This window comes from Paraburkholderia sp. AV2, assembly GCF_054968425.1.
The window spans coordinates 28,799-45,081 of sequence record NZ_JBANLK010000029.1 but is presented as its reverse complement, the minus strand read 5'-3'; the positions used below and the strand labels follow the sequence as shown (position 1 = coordinate 45,081).

Sequence of the window (16,283 nt, the reverse complement as noted above, 5' to 3'; positions counted from 1 at the left end):
ATGTTTCGATCCAAGGCAACGTGGTTGTCGTTCAGTGCATTTCTTTTCGACTTGGTGGCCGTTGTTGCCGCCTGGCTTGTCGCGTACCTCGTTCGGTTCAATGGTCGCATTCCGGCTGAATTTTTCGGAGGGGCGTGGACGACGCTCGTCTGGGTGCTGCCGACTTATGCGCTGATGTTTCGGGCCTTCGGGTTGTACCGGGGCCTATGGGTATTCGCGAGCCTTCCCGATCTCGTTCGTATAGTGAAAGCGGTCGCCGCCGGCGGCATCATGGCGATGATCGGCGCGGTGATGCTCCAGCCGAGCCCGATTATTCCGCGTTCCGTGCTGCTGCTTTCGCCGATGCTGCTGTTCCTTGCGATGGGCGGTGCCCGTGCTGTTTATCGTGCTGCCAAAGAGTTCTATATGTATGGCGGCCTCGTCGGCCAGGGTAAGCCGGTAATCGTGCTTGGCGCGGGAGGGGCGGGTGCGAGCCTCGCTCGCGAGTTGTCCCGCTCGGGCGAATGGCGTCTAGTCGGTCTTCTGGACGACGACGCCGCAAAGCAGGGCCGCGAGGTCTATGGTTATAAGGTGCTCGGTCCAATCGACGAGATGGCGCATTGGAGCGAAGCACTCAAGGTTGAGCACGCAATTATCGCGATTCCTTCCGCTTCGGTGGAAACCCAGCGGCGCCTGGCTACCCTCTGCGTGCGCTCCGGCATTAAGGCAATGGTCATACCGTCGCTCACGGCGCTGATGCCTGGCCAAGGCTTCCTTTCCCAGATCCGCCAGATCGATCTGGAGGATTTACTCGGTCGCGATGCGGTCTCGATCGACACGCCGCACGTTGAGGCGTTATTGCGCGATCGCGTCACGATGGTTACAGGTGCGGGAGGGTCGATCGGTTCTGAGCTTTGCCGCCAGATTCTGAAGTTCAGGCCTGCGCAACTTATCGCATTCGACGTGTCCGAGTACGCGATCTACCGGCTCACCGAAGAAATCCGTGAGCGTTTTCCCGATCAGGCGATTATTCCGATCATCGGTGATGCGAAAGATTTCCTGCTGCTCGATCAAGTGATGTCACGCTATACCCCGCATATCGTGTTTCATGCCGCCGCGTACAAGCATGTGCCGCTGATGGAGGAGTTCAACGCGTGGCAAGCCCTGCGCAATAACGTACTGGGAACATATCGGGTGGCGCGTGCGGCGATCAAGCATCAAGTTCGACATTTCGTGTTGATTTCGACTGACAAGGCGGTGAATCCGACTAATGTCATGGGGGCGAGCAAGCGCCTTGCCGAGATGGTTTGCCAAGCCCTGCAGCAGACGAGCGAGCGCACCCAGTTTGAGACAGTGCGCTTCGGCAACGTGCTGGGTAGTGCTGGCAGCGTGATTCCAAAGTTTCAGCAACAAATCGCGAAGGGTGGCCCGATTACGGTTACGCACCCGGAAATTACGCGTTTTTTCATGACGATTCCCGAGGCATCGCAACTTGTACTGCAGGCGTCAAGTATGGGGCTCGGCGGTGAAATATTCATTCTCGACATGGGCAAGCCGGTGAAGATAGTCGATCTTGCGCGCGACCTGATTCGTCTCTACGGCTTCTCGGAAGAGCAGATTCGCGTCGTATTCACTGGGCTTCGTCCTGGCGAAAAGCTCTACGAAGAATTGCTCGCTGACGATGAGACGACCACCCGTACGCCTCACCCAAAGCTGCGAACAGCTAAAGCACGCGAGGTGCCGTCTAATCTACTGGACGAGTTGCTGCCTTGGCTTATGCAGCACCGTGTACCGGGCGACGACGAAGTACGACGCGATCTGCGTCGTTGGGTACCCGAGTATGAGCCGGCGACTGCTCCAAATCTGCAGAGCGTCAATGTGCAAGGGGGGCGGGCAGCTCGCTAGAGAATGGGGAATGGTGACGATTCGTCACCATTCCCCATGCTGCTTAATGAGAAAAGCACCTGCGTACGGCGCGAAGTGGTGCGGTAACACGCCATGATGTCGATCCGAGCACCTCGCTCAGCGTAGTTAGGGCTTGATTTAGTTCGCGTTGCTGGGCCGTTGTTACCGTTTCCAGGGTACGACCGTTTTCTTCGAGTGTTTCGATACGTGTGTGTGCCATCTGCAAATCCTGCTCGAGTACTTCGATGCGCGCATGCGCCAACTGCGAATCTTGTTCGAGCGTTTCGATGCGCGTATGTGCCAATCGCGAATCCTGCTCGAGCACTTCGATGCGCGCATGTGCAGTTTGCCGCTCTTGTTCCAAGCCTGTGACGCAGCCGTTGGCTCGGACAAGCTCACGCTCGATGTCCGCTGTGCGCACCGTCTGCGTACTTACCGCGTGCTCCAACTCGTCAACGTGCTGATGCGTAGTGTGCAGATCCAGTTCGCGTTGCCAGTCGCGTGCCAGAAGAGGTGCCGTGTCGGCGAGGAAAGCTTCTGCTCGACTCAGCATTTCATCGAGGCATTGCGCGTTCGCGGACGAGGGAGCCTCGGCGAACGCTTTGAGTGCACCAAACAGCAATTTTACGATCGAGGGTGCGTTACCGTCTTGCTCGAGGTCTGCGGGGCCGAAGCACGTATGCCGCAAACCTTTCTCCAGAAAATCGCGTTCGAAAGCTTCGAGCCGATCCGTATCCAGCGGAAGGTTCAGTTCCGCGCTTAGGCGCTCAAGCGTGTCGCGCGGGGCCTCCATCATTGTGTCGTAGTTGACGAACGCGCGGGTCGCCCGGCTGGAGTACCTGAGAGCGGGAACGACATGAGCGAGCCACAGTAGATATGACTTTTCGGCCGTAAGTGAATCGCGTGCTTCGAGCGAGCGGGCGACGCTGAGCGGATGTCTGAACGCTACTACGTAAAGCACGCGGGCGCCGAGTTCGTCGAATATGGGTTGCCAGAACGGGAGCAGGCGTGCAACTCGAGGGTCTTTGAGCGCAAAAATACCGCTCTGGCATTTTTCGCGCAGAAGCGCCAACGCGCGTGCCCTGAAGTCATAGAATTGTCCGCTTGTAAGACGGTTGAAGTCCGGATCGGGTAGCGCGTGCCAGTCCACGCCAACCGCGTTCATCAATTCGATGTCCAGGCCGGCAACGTCCATGTCTTCAAAGAAGCCTTTTGGGTTGTTGCCTGCCGCAGGCGGCATGAGGTTGTCGCCAAAACTCGCACCCATCGTTTCCATGGCACGCGTCGTTACGCTGGTGCCACTTCGATGCATGCCCAGAACGACAATCAGTGTGGGGCGCTGAGGTGCGGGTGCTGGGAAGACACTTTCCATTGATTGAGTTTTGGTTGGATACGGTGCGTACGGACCAGGTAATCAATGATCCGATCGACGCATTGGGTAACGTCGGCACTCTGTGTATGAACGATTACGTCGGGATTGAGAGGCGGTTCGTATGGGGCGCTCAGACCCGTGAACTGATTGATTTCGCCGCGGCGAGCGCGCTTGTAGAGACCCTTGGGATCCCGCTTCTCACACACGTCGAGCGGCGTATCGATGAAGACCTCGACAAACGCCGCATCCCCAACGATCCGTCGCGCGTTGTCGCGATGCTTCGATTCAGGCGAGATCGTCGCAGTAATGGCGACAAACCCTTCATCGCAGAACAGCGCCGCCACATGAGCGACGCGCCGCAAGTTTTCCGTACGCTCCGCTTCGCTAAATCCGAGGTCCGAATTGAGACCTGTGCGCAGGGCATCACCGTCGAGCACGGTGGCGCGAAGAGCAAACGTTTGCAGTCGCTTGACCAGCGCCTGCGCAATGGTCGACTTGCCGGCACCCGACATGCCCGTAAGCCAGACTACGACTCCCTTTGGGGTTGTTGTTTCCACCGCACCCGCTCCAATTCGACGATGCCTAACCGTTAAATTGTAGCGGGAATTTAATCCCTGTAACGTCGATGTAATAATCTGCAACATTCGATGCCGGCTCGTAAAGCCGGTTGCATCGTTTGGTGCCGGTCACGACGTTAGTGGGCACTCTCGTGGAGAGGCCGTTATTTGAACCCCTGCGGATTCTTCTCTTGCCACCGCCAATGATCCTGGCACATCCGCTCGATCCCGAACTCCGCTTTCCATCCCAGAAGCCGCTCGGCCGTTGCCGGATTCGCATAGCACTCGGCGATATCGCCGGGCCGGCGCGCAACGATTTCGTAAGGAACCGGTCGTCCGCTTGCCTGCTCGAACGCTTTCACGACTTCGAGCACGCTATAGCCACGCCCGGTGCCAAGATTCACCACGAATCCGGCATCGAGCGCCGCGAGCGCGTCGAGTGCGGACAAATGCCCCCGCGCCAGATCGACCACGTGGATATAGTCCCGCACGCCCGTGCCATCGGGCGTCGGATAATCGTCCCCGAACACGCGCAGCCTTTCGAGCTTGCCCACCGCCACCTGCGCGACATAAGGCATGAGATTGTTGGGAATCCCTGCCGGATCTTCACCAATGAGCCCGCTTTCGTGAGCGCCAACCGGATTGAAATAACGCAGCACCGCGATACGCCACGACGGATCCGCGACCACTACGTCGCGCAGGATCTGCTCGGCGATAAGCTTGGACTGGCCATACGGGTTCGTCGCGGAGAGCGGAAACGTCTCGTCGATAGGCGAGCGCTCGGGCACGCCATACACCGTTGCCGACGAGCTGAACACGAACTGCTTCACGTCGTGCTTGCGCATCACGTCGAGCACGACCAGCAAGCCGTCGAGGTTGTTGCGGTAATACTCGATCGGCTTGGCGACCGATTCCCCCACCGCTTTGAGCGCCGCGAAGTGGATTACGCCGGCAATGGCATGCTGTTCAAAAATCGGGTTCAGGGCGGCTTCGTCGCAAACGTCGGCTTCGTAAAACGTCACCGCCTTGCCGGTAATCCGCTCGACGCGCGCGAGCGACTCGCGATGGCTGTTCACGAGGCTGTCCACGGCGATCACTTCGTAGCCGCCGTTGAGCAGTTCCACGCAGGTATGCGAGCCGATAAAGCCTGCGCCGCCGGTCACGAGGATAGCGCCTTTGGAGGTCGTCGTTGCCATGCTGAATTCCCGAATTTTGAATGAGGTCCGGTTCGCTCAGAACGTCATGCCGGTGATCTGACGAACCAGTTCGCGGTAACGTTGTACCACAGCACGTTCGTCGAATTCTTTCTCGATTTTTTTTCGGCCGAGTTCCGCCATTTTTTGTCGCTCGGCCTGGGGGAGATCCAGCATGGCCGCCAGCTGCGCCGTAAGCGACGCCGCATCGCGTGCCTCGCAAAGCAGCCCGTTGACGCCATTTTCGACCACTTCGCGGCAGCCGGGCACGTCGGTGGCGACGATCGGGCGGCCCATCGCGCTCGCTTCCATCAGCGTGCGCGGCACGCCTTCGCGGTAGGACGGCAGCACGACGCAGTCCGCGCGGGCGATGAAAGGGCGCACGTCGGCGGTTTCACCGAGGTATTCGATTACTCCTTCGCGTTCCCACGCGGTTACCTCCTCGCGCGAAATCGCGCTCGGGTTGTCGACGCCCACCGGCCCGAGCAACTGGAAACGCGCATGCGGGTAGCGCGCGCGCAAGGCACGCGCGGCTTCGACGTACTCGCCCACGCCCTTGTCCCATAGCAGCCGGCCGATCAGCACGAACGAGAAGGTGTCGCCCGTGGGCAGCGGCGTGAAGGCGAACTCGTCGAGGTCCACGCCTTCGCCGTGCAGGAGGCGAGCGCGCTCGGGGTGAACGAGCAGGTTCTGATCCTTGAAAGCCGCTTCGTCATCGCGGTTGAGAAACCACACTTCGCGTGGGAAGCGGAAAGCGAAGCGATAGAGCCGCTTGGCGATCCGCGCGGCGCGGCTCTTCTGAATGAATACATAGCCGAGCCCGGTTGTCACTGCCACCGAGGGTAAGCGTGCGAGCCACGCGGCTATCGATCCGTAAATATTTGGCTTGATCGTGTAATGAAAAACGACGTCGGGCCTAAGCGCGCGATAGTGGCGGTAGAGTGCACGCAGTGTGCCGAGATCGCTCAGGGGATTTGTGCCCTTCGATGCGACTGGCAGGTCGATGCAGCGACACCCCATTGCGGTGAGTGGTGCGAACGTACGATCGCGTGGGGCAATGACGGTGACTCGTGCGCCGGCCTCCGTCAGTGCGCGTAGCAGTCCCGGCCGATAGGTATAGATCGCCCATGCGGTGTTGCAGACGAGAGCAATGTGCAGTGGCGAGGGGGATCGGGTAACGGGATCGACAGAAAGGTTCACTCGAGTGACGGCGTAAGGTTTGGTTCGGGACCGCGCGGGAGGTGTGGCGTCGGCTCCCGTGAGAAGTGCGGGGTACATTTTATGCCGACTGGAGATCGGCAAGGGCTCCAGTCGGGCTGGTGCGATTTTTCGTCGTCGTGGTCGGAATATCTGCGGAATAAGGCAACGACGGGATCCATCGCCCGGCTGGCGGCCCGGGCGTATGCCCCAACGACGCAGTAGTGATTTCGACGTGTTCAGTTGGTGTCCGGCATAATATCGATTACTTTGCCCAGATCGGCGCGTACATGAAGAATCGATCTCCTGATGGGTCATGCGGGGGGCGCTGCGCTAACTTAACCAGTAAGCAAATTCTTATTTTCTGGTCAGTGCGGCATCTTTTGTCTGCATGTTGCGGAAAATTGGTGGATATTGGTCTGTTTTTGAGCGTATCGTTAAGATTTAATCTATTTTCATCGCGCCTGCTCCACGCGGACTGATTAATCTTATTGTGATTGGTTTTGCTCCGCAGATCATGATTTTTCATTTTTTTGGAGTACCTATGGACCAACTTCCATCCGACTTTTCTCCTGAGGAGTATCTGCGCCTGAATCCCGATGTGCGTGCGGCAGGTGTTGACGCTGCTACGCACTATCTTCAACACGGAATTGGCGAAAGAAGGCAATACAAAGTTATACGGTACGAGAGGCGAGAATCTCTTCCTGGTGAGAAGAGTTTCAAGCCGTTGCCACTTATTATAATTTCATACAATAGAGGGGATATGCTATGTCGCGCTATTGCCTCTTATCGCCGGCAATCAATTCCATTGGAAATTTTTGTGCATGACAATGGCAGTGATGACCGGCAAACACTTGAGATTCTTGATGACCTGGAGCGAGACGGGTTACAGGTTTTCAGGCGCCCACCTATTACTCATGCGGATGAGTTGAATCTCGTTGATGAAACGATTTCTGCTGTTTTTGCAGTTCGCGAACCCAATGCATATATAGTTACTGACTGTGACGTGGAACTCGCTAGCGTAGGTGCGGATGCCATTGAAATCTACCTGGCAATGCTCAATACATTCAATGACGTTGAGTGCATTGGGCCAATGTTGAGAATCGACGATATTCGTCAGAGTTACCCCCTGTTCGCTCGGGTAATGAATTTGCATATACGGCAGTTCTGGCATAAGAGTCCGGAATTTTTACGGGTTCTTGATCGGGAGGTCGCATACATTCGCGCACCGATCGATACGGCTGACTGCGACAAGCGCCGTGAACAGCTCGCGCACCTCTTGAGGGACCGCGCGCATGCCCGCGAGGTCGTGCGTTGCACACCGCCAGTGCTGGAGATTTCGGTCCAGGAATTCGCTCTCGAATGTCCGCACTCGCTCATCGTTGAGCGCGAAACCAAGCTGCCCGGCCATTCTCGTCAATTCGTCGAGGGGCGAGTCCAGCAGACCGTCGTAATCGACGACCGTGCGTAGCTTGTTGTGCGTGGCCTGAAGCGCGGGCACCATGTGGCCCAGCCACAGCGCGTACGATCTTTCTGGTGCGAAGCCGTTTCTCTTTTGCAGCGACAGGCCGACACTGACCGGATTGCGGACGGCAATGACGTAGGCGACGCGCAGTTGAGCCTGATCGAACACGGGCTGCCAGAAAGCCAGCAGGCGTGAAAGTCGGGGGTCTTTGAGTGCGAATGTCCTGTTGCGGCACTTCTCGCGCAGGACCGAGGCGGCCCGCATTCGCAGGGCAGCCAGTTTTGCCGGATCGATACGGCTGAAATCCACGGGCGCCAGCGTGTGCCACTTGCTATGGGTGGCTGCGAGAATCTGCTCGTTGATCTCGACGATATCGAGATCCTCGAAAAAGCCCTTGTCGTTCTCGCCCGCTTTGGGCGTGCCCAGATGGTCGCCGAGATCGGCGCCCATGGTGACCATCGCGCGGTTGATGGCGCTCGTGCCACCGCGATGCATGCCGAGAACGACGATCAGCGTGCCGGTATCGGCGGTAGCCGCTGGTGCCGCAATGACAGATTCAAGGAAGTCCTGCTGGTTGTCGCTTTCCGCCGATAAAAGTGTAGCCACCTTGCCCCTACCTCACAAAAGAGACGCGAGTACGCGTCACTTGACCAGTGCGGGTTTTTTCCACCCATCTGATGAGGTAGAACGAGGAAGTCTATCCGAAGCAGTGCATGGCTCGATAACGAACTCTTACGAACCATTAAACGCTGTAATTTATGCGCGATTTGAAAAAATCAATTGCCAGAACCGGCTTCTGAGCGGTCGCCGCAAGAGTGGGTCAACGCGGCGCATTGGATGCGGCCAGGGGGCGACGGGCAGCATACGCAATCTGAACCGGCTCGCGTTCCTGACCCACAGGGCAAGTGCCCGTGAATGTGCCAATTTCATTTGCACCTGACGTTACGTCACGTCCTATAGTTGGCTCCCGACGACTGGATGAACCATGCGACTCAAGATCGGAGAACTGGCGAAGAAGGCGGGATTGAGTGTTCGGGCGCTGCATCACTACGATGCAATCGGGTTGCTGTCACCCTCGCAGCGGACGGATGGCGGCGCGCGGCTCTACGGGCGTGATGACCTGATCCGCCTGCATCGCATAGAGGCGCTGAAACGTTTCGGATATTCGCTTCCCGACATCAAGGCCAGCCTGGATGGCCAACTGGTCGGCACGCCGCTACAGATTCTGCGACGCCAGATCGCGGAGCTCGACGCACAGGCGTTGCGCGCGCAGCGCCTGAGTCGCCATCTGCAACACCTCGTCGACATGGTCGCCAGCGGCAGCGAGACTCCGGCGACTGACTGGTTGAACACTCTGGAGCTGATGAATATGTATCAAAGGCACCTCAACGACGAAGAACTCGACACGCTGTTTGCCTCGGGGCCGGATACGGTCACTCCGACGGATCCGTCATGGATCGAGCTGATCGATGAAGTTCGTCATGCCATGCAGCAAGCGCTGCCCGCTGACAGCGACGCGGCCGAGGCGCTGGCGTGGCGCTGGACCCGGCTCGTGATACGCCTGACCCGCAACGACCCGACGCTCGCCACCAAGCTGATGAAGATGCAGATTGGCGAGCCACGCGCCCAGCACATCGTTGGCGTCACGGCTGCGATGCTGGCATGGATCGACGAAGCGTTCACGCACGCGCGCTGCACGCTGTTCGCCAGGTATCTGACTCCGGCGCAGGCTAACGAGGTGCGGCGGCGCCAGCTCGATAACACTTGCATGCAAGCATGGCCGGCGCTGGTGATGGAACTGAGGGCGCACATGGAGGCAGGTGTCGAAGCCGGCGCCGCGCCCGTGCAGGCGATCGTCAGGCGCTGGCAGCAACTGTTTCGCGACAGCTTCTGTGGCGAAGACGCGGTCCTGGAGGCGCGTGTGCGCGATGCCGTGACGCGCGAACCGGATCTGCAACTGGGAGTCGGCTTCGACGATACGTTGCTGGCCTATCTGCACAAGGCGCACGCTGCCGGCTACGACATGACGCCGGAAAACGCCGGACCCAAGCCCAGTGCGCTGATGGTCGCAACTCAGCGGGCTGCGCATCAACTGCTGGATCGGCCGCTGGTGTTCGACGATCCGGTCGCGTTGACCATCCTCGGCGCGGCGGAGGCACAAGCGCTTTGTGACAACCTCGACAGGTTCCGCCATCCGATGTCGTTGGGGATGCGCAGTTCGGTGGTCGTGCGCAGCCGACTCGCCGACGACGTGTGGGCCGAGGCCGTCGAGCGCGGAATACGCCAGTATGTCGTCCTTGGTGCAGGCCTTGATACCAGTGCGTACCGGCAGCCCGACGCGCCGGGTCGTATCTTCGAGGTCGATCTGCCGGCCATGCAGCGATGGAAGCAGGCGCGCCTGCAAGAGACCGGAATCGCCGTGCCGCCGTCGCTGAATTTCGTGCCGGTCGACTTTGAGAGCGTCAGCCTTGCCGAGGGCCTGGCGCGTGCCGGCTTCGATGCCAATGCGCCGGCCATGTTTAGCTGGCTCGGCGTGACCATGTACCTCGACGAGGCCGCGGTCATCGAGACCTTGCGTTTCATCGCTGGTTGCGCCAAAGGTAGCGCAGTGTTATTCGAATACGCGATACCGCTGCCCAGCTTGCCCCCGATGATGCGTATCGCCATGGAGCAGTTGACGGCACAATTTGCCGAACGTGGCGAGCCGTGGAAGAGCTTCTTTGAACCCGCTGCGTTGACCGCGGTGCTGAACACGCTGGGCTTCAGCCACTGCAACAGCTGGACCCCGGACGAACTGAACCGGCGTTATCTGGCGAACCGCACCGACGGATTACACATCGGCGCGGCGCCCGCGCGTCTAATGCTGGCCACCGTCTGATTTTGCGTTTCATCGCCAACCTCCCGCCTCATGGGGAAAATTGCCGTGAAACACTAACACTCATCTCTGTCCAGAATGCCTGCAGCAGATGAGGTCATCGCCGGTGCGCCGCGAATATCCTTCGCTTGACGCGCTGGAGCATCCCATAGGGCGTCACGAAGTGCATCAGGCTCTTCGCAACCCCGGCCCAGTCGCGCCAGTTCAGCACATTCAGATGCGCGAGTTGCAGCCGCAGTGTCGAAACAATCTGACGCCGCCGCTTCGTGGCGCTGATCCCGCCTTCATTGAGTTCGTAGAAGAGCCCTTGCTCGGCCAGATTCTCGCAGTCGTAACGCTCCATCAGCCGCAGAAACAGGTCGAGGTCCTCGGCCGCCGGATATTTCACGCGATAGTTGCCCACCGCCCGAACCGCCTCCACGCGCAGCATGACCGAAGGATGGACGAGCGGTGAGCGAAGAAAACGCGTGCGCCTGAGCGTCCGCGCATCGGCGGGCGGCCGTAGCATGAAAAGCGGCTCCCCCGCGCGGTTCACCACCTGCGTCCACATACCCAGCGCGGCCAGCCTTGGCGATGCCTCCATGCGCGCGCGCTGCTTCGCGAGCCGCTGCGGTACGGCCAGGTCGCCCGCGTCGATACGCGCCGCATAGCGAAAGCCGCGCGCGGCGAGCGCGTCGATACCGGCCTCCAGTGCGCGCTCGATGCCGCCGTTTTTCGGCATGCGCAGAATCTCGACCCGCATGCCCGGCACCTCGGGCGCGACGATGGGGGGCGTGCTCCCGTCATCCACGACGAGCGCGTAAATCGGCGCCTCTTCCCGGAACGACGCGAGCGTGCGCTCGACATCGGCCTGGCCGTTATACGCGGGCATCAGCACAGCGACGTCGGCGAGCGCGCCCTCGCGCAGGGTCCCGGGGGTGTTCGTCATGAGGCGAGCTTGAGGCGGATGTAATAGAAGTTCACGCAGGCGGCCGCAACATAGCCGGCGGCGAGTCCCACGAGGGCGCCATAGGCGCCAAGGCGTGCGATGGCCACGAGGTTCACGGCAAAGGCTACCGCGAGTGCGAGCAGCCATTTCGCGAGCAGCACGAACCTGGCCTGGTATTTGAGCACGACGAGATTGCCGATCGCCTCGATACCCGCGGGCACGGAGAGCCACACGGCCCAGCGGAAGATATCCGTTGCGCCCGCATAGGCCGGCCCGAACACGCGGCCGATGATGAAGCCGGCCAGCGCGTCGAGCACGAGGGCGCCGGCGATCATCAGTACGGCCGTCATCGCGAAGATCCGCAGCAGATTGCGTTTGAGCCGGGCCGTTTCCTGCACGCGGTAGACGAAGGCGGGAGCGATGGTCTGGGCGAGCATCAGCGCGAGCGTGATCCAGTTTTCGTTGAGCTGCTGGGCGGCCGAGTAGCGGCCCAGATCCGCGAACGAGATCGTGCGTTCGAGCATGAGCCGGTCGAGTTTCAGGAACAGATACATGCAGATGAGCCCGAGCCAGAACACGGTGCCGGCCGTGGCGAAATGCCGGAACAGCGTGCGGTCCACGTGCCAGCCGAGCTTGCCGCCGTGGCGGCGCCGGTAGTAGAGCACGAGCGCCGCGCCAATGGCGGCCGATTCGAGCGCCCACAACCAGCCGAAGCCGGCAGGCCGGAACGCCGCCCGCGCAAGCAGGACCACGAGCAGCGCCTTGATCACGGCGGTCGTCATGCTCGCCAGCAGTTGCGGCTTGCTGTACGTCATGCTCTGGAGCCAGGCGTTGATGACGCCGACGAAGGGCTCGCGAAACAGCATCGTCACGGCAAGCCCGGCGAGCATAGCCCCGACGAGCGGATCGGTCGCGCCCGCCGCGATGCCGATCCAGGTGACGACGAGCGCGGCGGCCGAAACGCCGATGCGCAAGGCGAACGCGCTGCCGAGCACCGTGCCCAACTCCTGCGGCGGCCGGTTGACGATGGTCGGCACGAGGATTTCCGCGCCGCACACCCAGGTAATGGGCGCGAGCACGAGCAGCAGGGTGTTCGCGTACTGCCATTTGCCGAACACGTCCGGGCCGAAGTCGCGCGCCAGCACGCCGCTGATGACGATGGCGACTGCGATCTGCGTGACCCGTTCGAGGCCGAGCCATACGATATTGCTCAAGGCCCGGGCGACGTCGGGGTTGGCGTAGCGTTTCACGCTCAGCATGGCTTACCCGGCCGGGCACGCCGCGTGCTCAGGGGGCGCCCCTCGGGCAGCAGGATTTTTTGCGACATTAATTTTGTCGTCGGGGAGAAACGGCGGGGCATTAAAATAGGTGGTTAACAGGGCCAAACAGTGCCAGGCAGTGCAAAGTCGAGTGCAACGTCCGGCCGGACGGCCGAAAGACGGCAATTATAGTTTGTAACGGATTCGACTTTTCGTAACCGCCTGCAGAAGACCGCGGGCCGGCTGTGTTACGAATAGCGCGTACTTCAATGGAAAGCGAGCCTCATCATGATCTCTCAATCGATTTTCAAGGCCTATGACATTCGCGGCGTGATCGGCAAGACGCTCGACACGGATACCGCCCGCGCCATTGGCCGGGCGTTCGGCAGCGAAGTGCGCGCGCAGGGCGGCGATGCCGTCGTGATCGCGCGCGACGGCCGGCTTTCGGGGCCGGACCTGATCCGCGCGCTGGCCGACGGCCTGTGCGAGGCGGGTGTCGACGTGGTGGACGTGGGCATGGTGCCCACGCCGGTGGGCTACTTTGCCGCGAGCGTGCCGCTGAAGCTGCCGGAAGGCGAGCGCCAGGTGGATTCGTGCATCGTCGTGACGGGCAGCCACAACCCGCCCGACTACAACGGTTTCAAGATGGTGCTGCGCGGCAAGGCGATCTATGGCGACCAGATCCAGGCGCTCTACCAGCGCATCGTCGATAGCCGCTTCGACGCGGGCGAGGGCAGCTACACGAAGTACGACATCGCCGACGAATATGTGGCGCGCATCGTGAGCGACGTGAAGCTCGCGCGTCCGCTGAAGATCGTCGTCGACACCGGCAACGGCGTGGCGGGCGAGCTCGCGCCGCGTCTCTTCAAGGCCATGGGCTGCGAACTGGTCGAGCTGTTCACGGAAGTGGACGGCAACTTCCCGAATCACCACCCGGACCCGGCGCATCCTGAGAACCTGCAGGACGTGATCCGCGCGCTCAAGGAAACCGATGCCGAGATCGGCTTCGCGTTCGACGGCGACGGCGACCGTCTGGGCGTGGTGACGAAGGACGGCCAGATCATTTACCCGGACCGTCAGCTCATGCTGTTCGCCGAGGAAGTGCTTTCGCGCAACCCGGGCAAGGAAATCATCTACGACGTGAAGTGCACGCGCAATCTCGCGAAGTGGGTGAAGGAGAAGGGCGGCGTGCCGCTCATGTGGAAAACGGGCCATTCGCTCGTGAAGGCGAAGCTGCGCGAGACGGGCGCGCCGCTCGCGGGCGAAATGAGCGGCCACGTGTTCTTCAAGGACCGCTGGTACGGCTTCGACGACGGCCTGTACACGGGCGCGCGCCTGCTCGAGATCCTCTCGCGCGTGGCCGACCCGAGCAAGCTGCTCAACAGCCTGCCGAACTCGCACGCCACGCCCGAACTGCAACTGAAGCTCGAGGAGGGCGAGAACTTCGCGCTGATCGCGAAGCTGCAGAAGGAAGCGAAGTTCACGGGCGAGGACGAGATCATCACGATCGACGGCCTGCGCGTGGAATATCCGGACGGCTTTGGCCTCGCGCGTTCGTCGAACACGACGCCCGTGGTGGTGATGCGCTTCGAGGCCGACAACGACGCGGCGCTGGCCCGCATCCAGGCTGACTTCAAGCGCGTGATTCTCGCCGCGAAGCCGGACGCGAAGCTGCCGTTCTGACCTCAGGGGGCCATCTGCATCCAGCGATGCGGGTGGCCCCGAAAAGCCGGCCGTCTACGGCGCGCCGTCCGCCGACGACAGACCAAGCCCCTCGATCAATGGTGCAAGCTGTGCCGGCGCGGGCCGCCAGCGGCGCACCGAGCTTGCGTAGATCGGCTGGCGCACCTGCAGCGAACTTGCCGTCGCGACCGCGCGGTCGGTGCGGTGAAAGTCGAGACAGGCCGGATCCCATTCGAGCCCGCAATGGTCGAGCATCCGCCGTGCTTCGCGCGGCAGGTCGCCGACCATGTCTTCGTATCGCACCTCCAGCATGACGCCGGGCGGCAAGACCGCGCGCCAATGGTCCATCAGCCGCTCGTACGCCGCGTAGTAGCGCCCGAGCTCGCCCAGCTCGAAGCTGAACGGCATCATGGTCAGCAATCGGGAAAACGACGAGAGGCAGCAGTCGACGGCATCCCGCCGTGCGTGGATGATCCGGGCGTTCGGCAGCGCAAGGTGAATCAGGCCCAGGTTCATGAAGTTGGGCAGCGATTTGTCGACGACGCGTCGATAACCGGCGTCGATGCCACCCAGCAACCGGATGCGGCACAGGTAATCGGCGCCGAGCGCGGTGAAATCGTTCGCGTCCAGTTCGCCGAACGGGATCTCGTGACCAGGCGTGGCGCGGGATCCATGCCGCAGGTGCGCGTGGAGCGCATCGCCAAAGAACCCGCATTCGCCCGCGCCGTAGACATGCGGATGGCTCGACAGCACCTGCTCGATCAGCGTCGAGCCGGAACGCGGCATGCCGACGACGAACACCGGCGAGTCGCACGGATCGCCCCCGCCGCGTACCGCTTCCAGATGGGCCGGCGTGAACGTGTGCCGCAGTCGCTCGAAAGCCGCGAGCGTCTGTGCTTCGTCGTACCGCAGGCGTGCACGCTGCAGCGCATTGCCGCTCAGGTAATGATCGAACGCCGCGTCGCGTTCGCCTGATTCCATCAACGCGTCGCCGAGCGCGAAATGCAGATAGATACGGTCTTGCGGCCCGAGCTCCGCCTCGCGCTGCGCGAAGCGCGCGAGCGCCGTAAAACAGGGGTCGTCGCGCGTCAGGCGCGTGACCGAGGCGAGATTGCGGTAATGCATGACCTCGCCGGGCGCTGCGTCGATTGCATGCTGATAGGCGCTTCGCGCGTCGTCGAGACGATTCAGTTCGCGTAGCGCGTTGCCCCGGTTGCCGTGCGCGGCCGCATACGCGGGGCGCAGCGCGAGCGCGCGGTCGTAGTCCGCCAACGCTTCGGCATGACGGTTGAAGTGCCGCAACAGGTTGCCCCGGTTGTTTAGCGCCTCGACGAAATCCGGCTCCAGTTCCAGCGTGCGGTTCAAGCTGGTCAGCGCTTCGTCGTGGCGATCGAGGCCGCGCAGCAACGTCCCGCGGTTGTACCAGACGGCGGCCTGACCGGGCTGCAGCGCGAGGGCCCGGTCGTAGCTCGCGAGCGCTTCGGCACGACGGCCGAGAAGGTGCAGCGCGTCGCCGCGGCCCGCCCACGCGTCGGGGCGCTGCGGCTGCAGCCGTTGCGCGGCAGCGTAGCCGTCCAGCGCTTCGGCCGGCCGGCCGAGATCGCGCAGCAGGTTCGCGCGGGCGATCAGGATATCGGCGGACGCGGGCGCCAGGGCGAGTGCCCTGGAAAGTGCCGCAAGCGCGTCCTGCGGCCGGTGCATCGCCTGCAGGGCGAGGCCCAGATCAGCGTGGAAGATCGCCCGTTCGGGCTGAACGGCGATCGCGCGTTCGAGCAGTTGCGCCGCGCCCGCACGGGGCCCCCCCGGCCGCCGCCACACCCCGGTTTGAAGCCACCCGGCGGGCTGCGCGGGGTCGGCCGGCACGCTAAGG

General features: G+C 61.6%; 11 protein-coding genes and 1 pseudogene. 4 read left to right on the top strand and 8 right to left on the bottom strand.

The annotated features are described in order from the left end of the window. Positions 1-1,884 carry a polysaccharide biosynthesis protein gene (locus tag V8683_RS19865; RefSeq protein ID WP_411190391.1) on the top strand — a complete coding sequence of 628 codons (1,884 nt, stop codon included), beginning with the start codon at positions 1-3 and terminating at the stop codon, positions 1,882-1,884. 43 nt (positions 1,885-1,927) lie between these two features. Here V8683_RS19865 and V8683_RS19860 read toward each other — a convergent pair whose 3' ends face one another. The 4 genes from V8683_RS19860 to V8683_RS19845 form a co-directional block, all read right to left on the bottom strand. Further along, entirely contained in the window at positions 1,928-3,160 is a 1,233-nt protein-coding gene (locus V8683_RS19860; RefSeq protein ID WP_411190390.1) for a sulfotransferase family protein, read from the bottom strand. Between the two features lie 50 nt (positions 3,161-3,210). Continuing rightward, positions 3,211-3,900: an adenylyl-sulfate kinase gene (gene cysC / locus V8683_RS19855; protein ID WP_411190389.1), complete on the bottom strand. Its 690-nt coding sequence runs from the start codon at positions 3,898-3,900 to the stop codon at positions 3,211-3,213. A gap of 77 nt (positions 3,901-3,977) precedes the next feature. After that, positions 3,978-5,009, bottom strand: a complete 1,032-nt coding sequence (gene galE / locus V8683_RS19850; protein ID WP_411190387.1) for a UDP-glucose 4-epimerase GalE — start codon at positions 5,007-5,009, stop codon at positions 3,978-3,980. Positions 5,010-5,045: 36 nt separating this feature from the next. Continuing rightward, positions 5,046-6,284, bottom strand: a complete 1,239-nt coding sequence (locus tag V8683_RS19845) for a glycosyltransferase family 4 protein (RefSeq protein WP_411190386.1) — start codon at positions 6,282-6,284, stop codon at positions 5,046-5,048. 436 nt (positions 6,285-6,720) lie between these two features. On the opposite strand from V8683_RS19845, the pseudogene V8683_RS19840 reads away from it, so the two are divergent. After that, positions 6,721-7,098: pseudogene (locus V8683_RS19840) on the top strand (glycosyltransferase family 2 protein); the annotation flags it as partial. 294 nt (positions 7,099-7,392) lie between these two features. On the opposite strand, the gene V8683_RS19835 reads toward V8683_RS19840, so the two are convergent. Further along, positions 7,393-8,274, bottom strand: a complete 882-nt coding sequence (locus tag V8683_RS19835) for a sulfotransferase family protein (protein WP_411190603.1) — start codon at positions 8,272-8,274, stop codon at positions 7,393-7,395. A 379-nt stretch (positions 8,275-8,653) separates the two neighbouring features. Between V8683_RS19835 and V8683_RS19830 the strand changes: the two genes are divergently transcribed. Further along, positions 8,654-10,546: an SAM-dependent methyltransferase gene (locus V8683_RS19830; RefSeq protein ID WP_411190385.1), complete on the top strand. Its 1,893-nt coding sequence runs from the start codon at positions 8,654-8,656 to the stop codon at positions 10,544-10,546. 94 nt (positions 10,547-10,640) lie between these two features. On the opposite strand, the gene V8683_RS19825 is transcribed toward V8683_RS19830, so the two are convergent. After that, entirely contained in the window at positions 10,641-11,471 is an 831-nt protein-coding gene (locus tag V8683_RS19825; protein ID WP_411190384.1) for a glycosyltransferase, read from the bottom strand. Beyond that, complete coding sequence (locus V8683_RS19820) at positions 11,468-12,730, bottom strand: MATE family efflux transporter (protein WP_411190383.1); 1,263 nt, start codon at positions 12,728-12,730, stop codon at positions 11,468-11,470. Before V8683_RS19820 ends, V8683_RS19825 begins: the two co-directional genes overlap by 4 nt. A 288-nt stretch (positions 12,731-13,018) precedes the next feature. Between V8683_RS19820 and V8683_RS19815 the strand changes: the two genes are divergently transcribed. Next, the gene (locus tag V8683_RS19815) at positions 13,019-14,413 is read left to right on the top strand and encodes a phosphomannomutase/phosphoglucomutase (protein ID WP_411190382.1); all 1,395 of its coding nucleotides are present in this window, start codon (positions 13,019-13,021) and stop codon (positions 14,411-14,413) included. A gap of 54 nt (positions 14,414-14,467) precedes the next feature. Here V8683_RS19815 and V8683_RS19810 read toward each other — a convergent pair. Further along, positions 14,468-16,283, bottom strand: a 1,816-nt coding sequence (locus V8683_RS19810; RefSeq protein WP_462880668.1) for a tetratricopeptide repeat-containing sulfotransferase family protein, incomplete at its 5' end; no start/stop codon positions are given.

Coding starts and splice junctions, on each gene's coding strand:
- V8683_RS19845 (WP_411190386.1), bottom strand. CDS start 6,284: ATGTACCCCGCACTTCTCACGGGAGCCGACGCCACACCTCCCGCGCGG.
- V8683_RS19865 (WP_411190391.1), top strand. CDS start 1: ATGTTTCGATCCAAGGCAACGTGGTTGTCGTTCAGTGCATTTCTTTTC.
- galE (WP_411190387.1), bottom strand. CDS start 5,009: ATGGCAACGACGACCTCCAAAGGCGCTATCCTCGTGACCGGCGGCGCA.
- V8683_RS19830 (WP_411190385.1), top strand. CDS start 8,654: ATGCGACTCAAGATCGGAGAACTGGCGAAGAAGGCGGGATTGAGTGTT.
- V8683_RS19815 (WP_411190382.1), top strand. CDS start 13,019: ATGATCTCTCAATCGATTTTCAAGGCCTATGACATTCGCGGCGTGATC.
- V8683_RS19825 (WP_411190384.1), bottom strand. CDS start 11,471: ATGACGAACACCCCCGGGACCCTGCGCGAGGGCGCGCTCGCCGACGTC.
- V8683_RS19860 (WP_411190390.1), bottom strand. CDS start 3,160: ATGGAAACGATGGGTGCGAGTTTTGGCGACAACCTCATGCCGCCTGCG.
- V8683_RS19820 (WP_411190383.1), bottom strand. CDS start 12,730: ATGCTGAGCGTGAAACGCTACGCCAACCCCGACGTCGCCCGGGCCTTG.
- cysC (WP_411190389.1), bottom strand. CDS start 3,900: ATGTTGCAGATTATTACATCGACGTTACAGGGATTAAATTCCCGCTAC.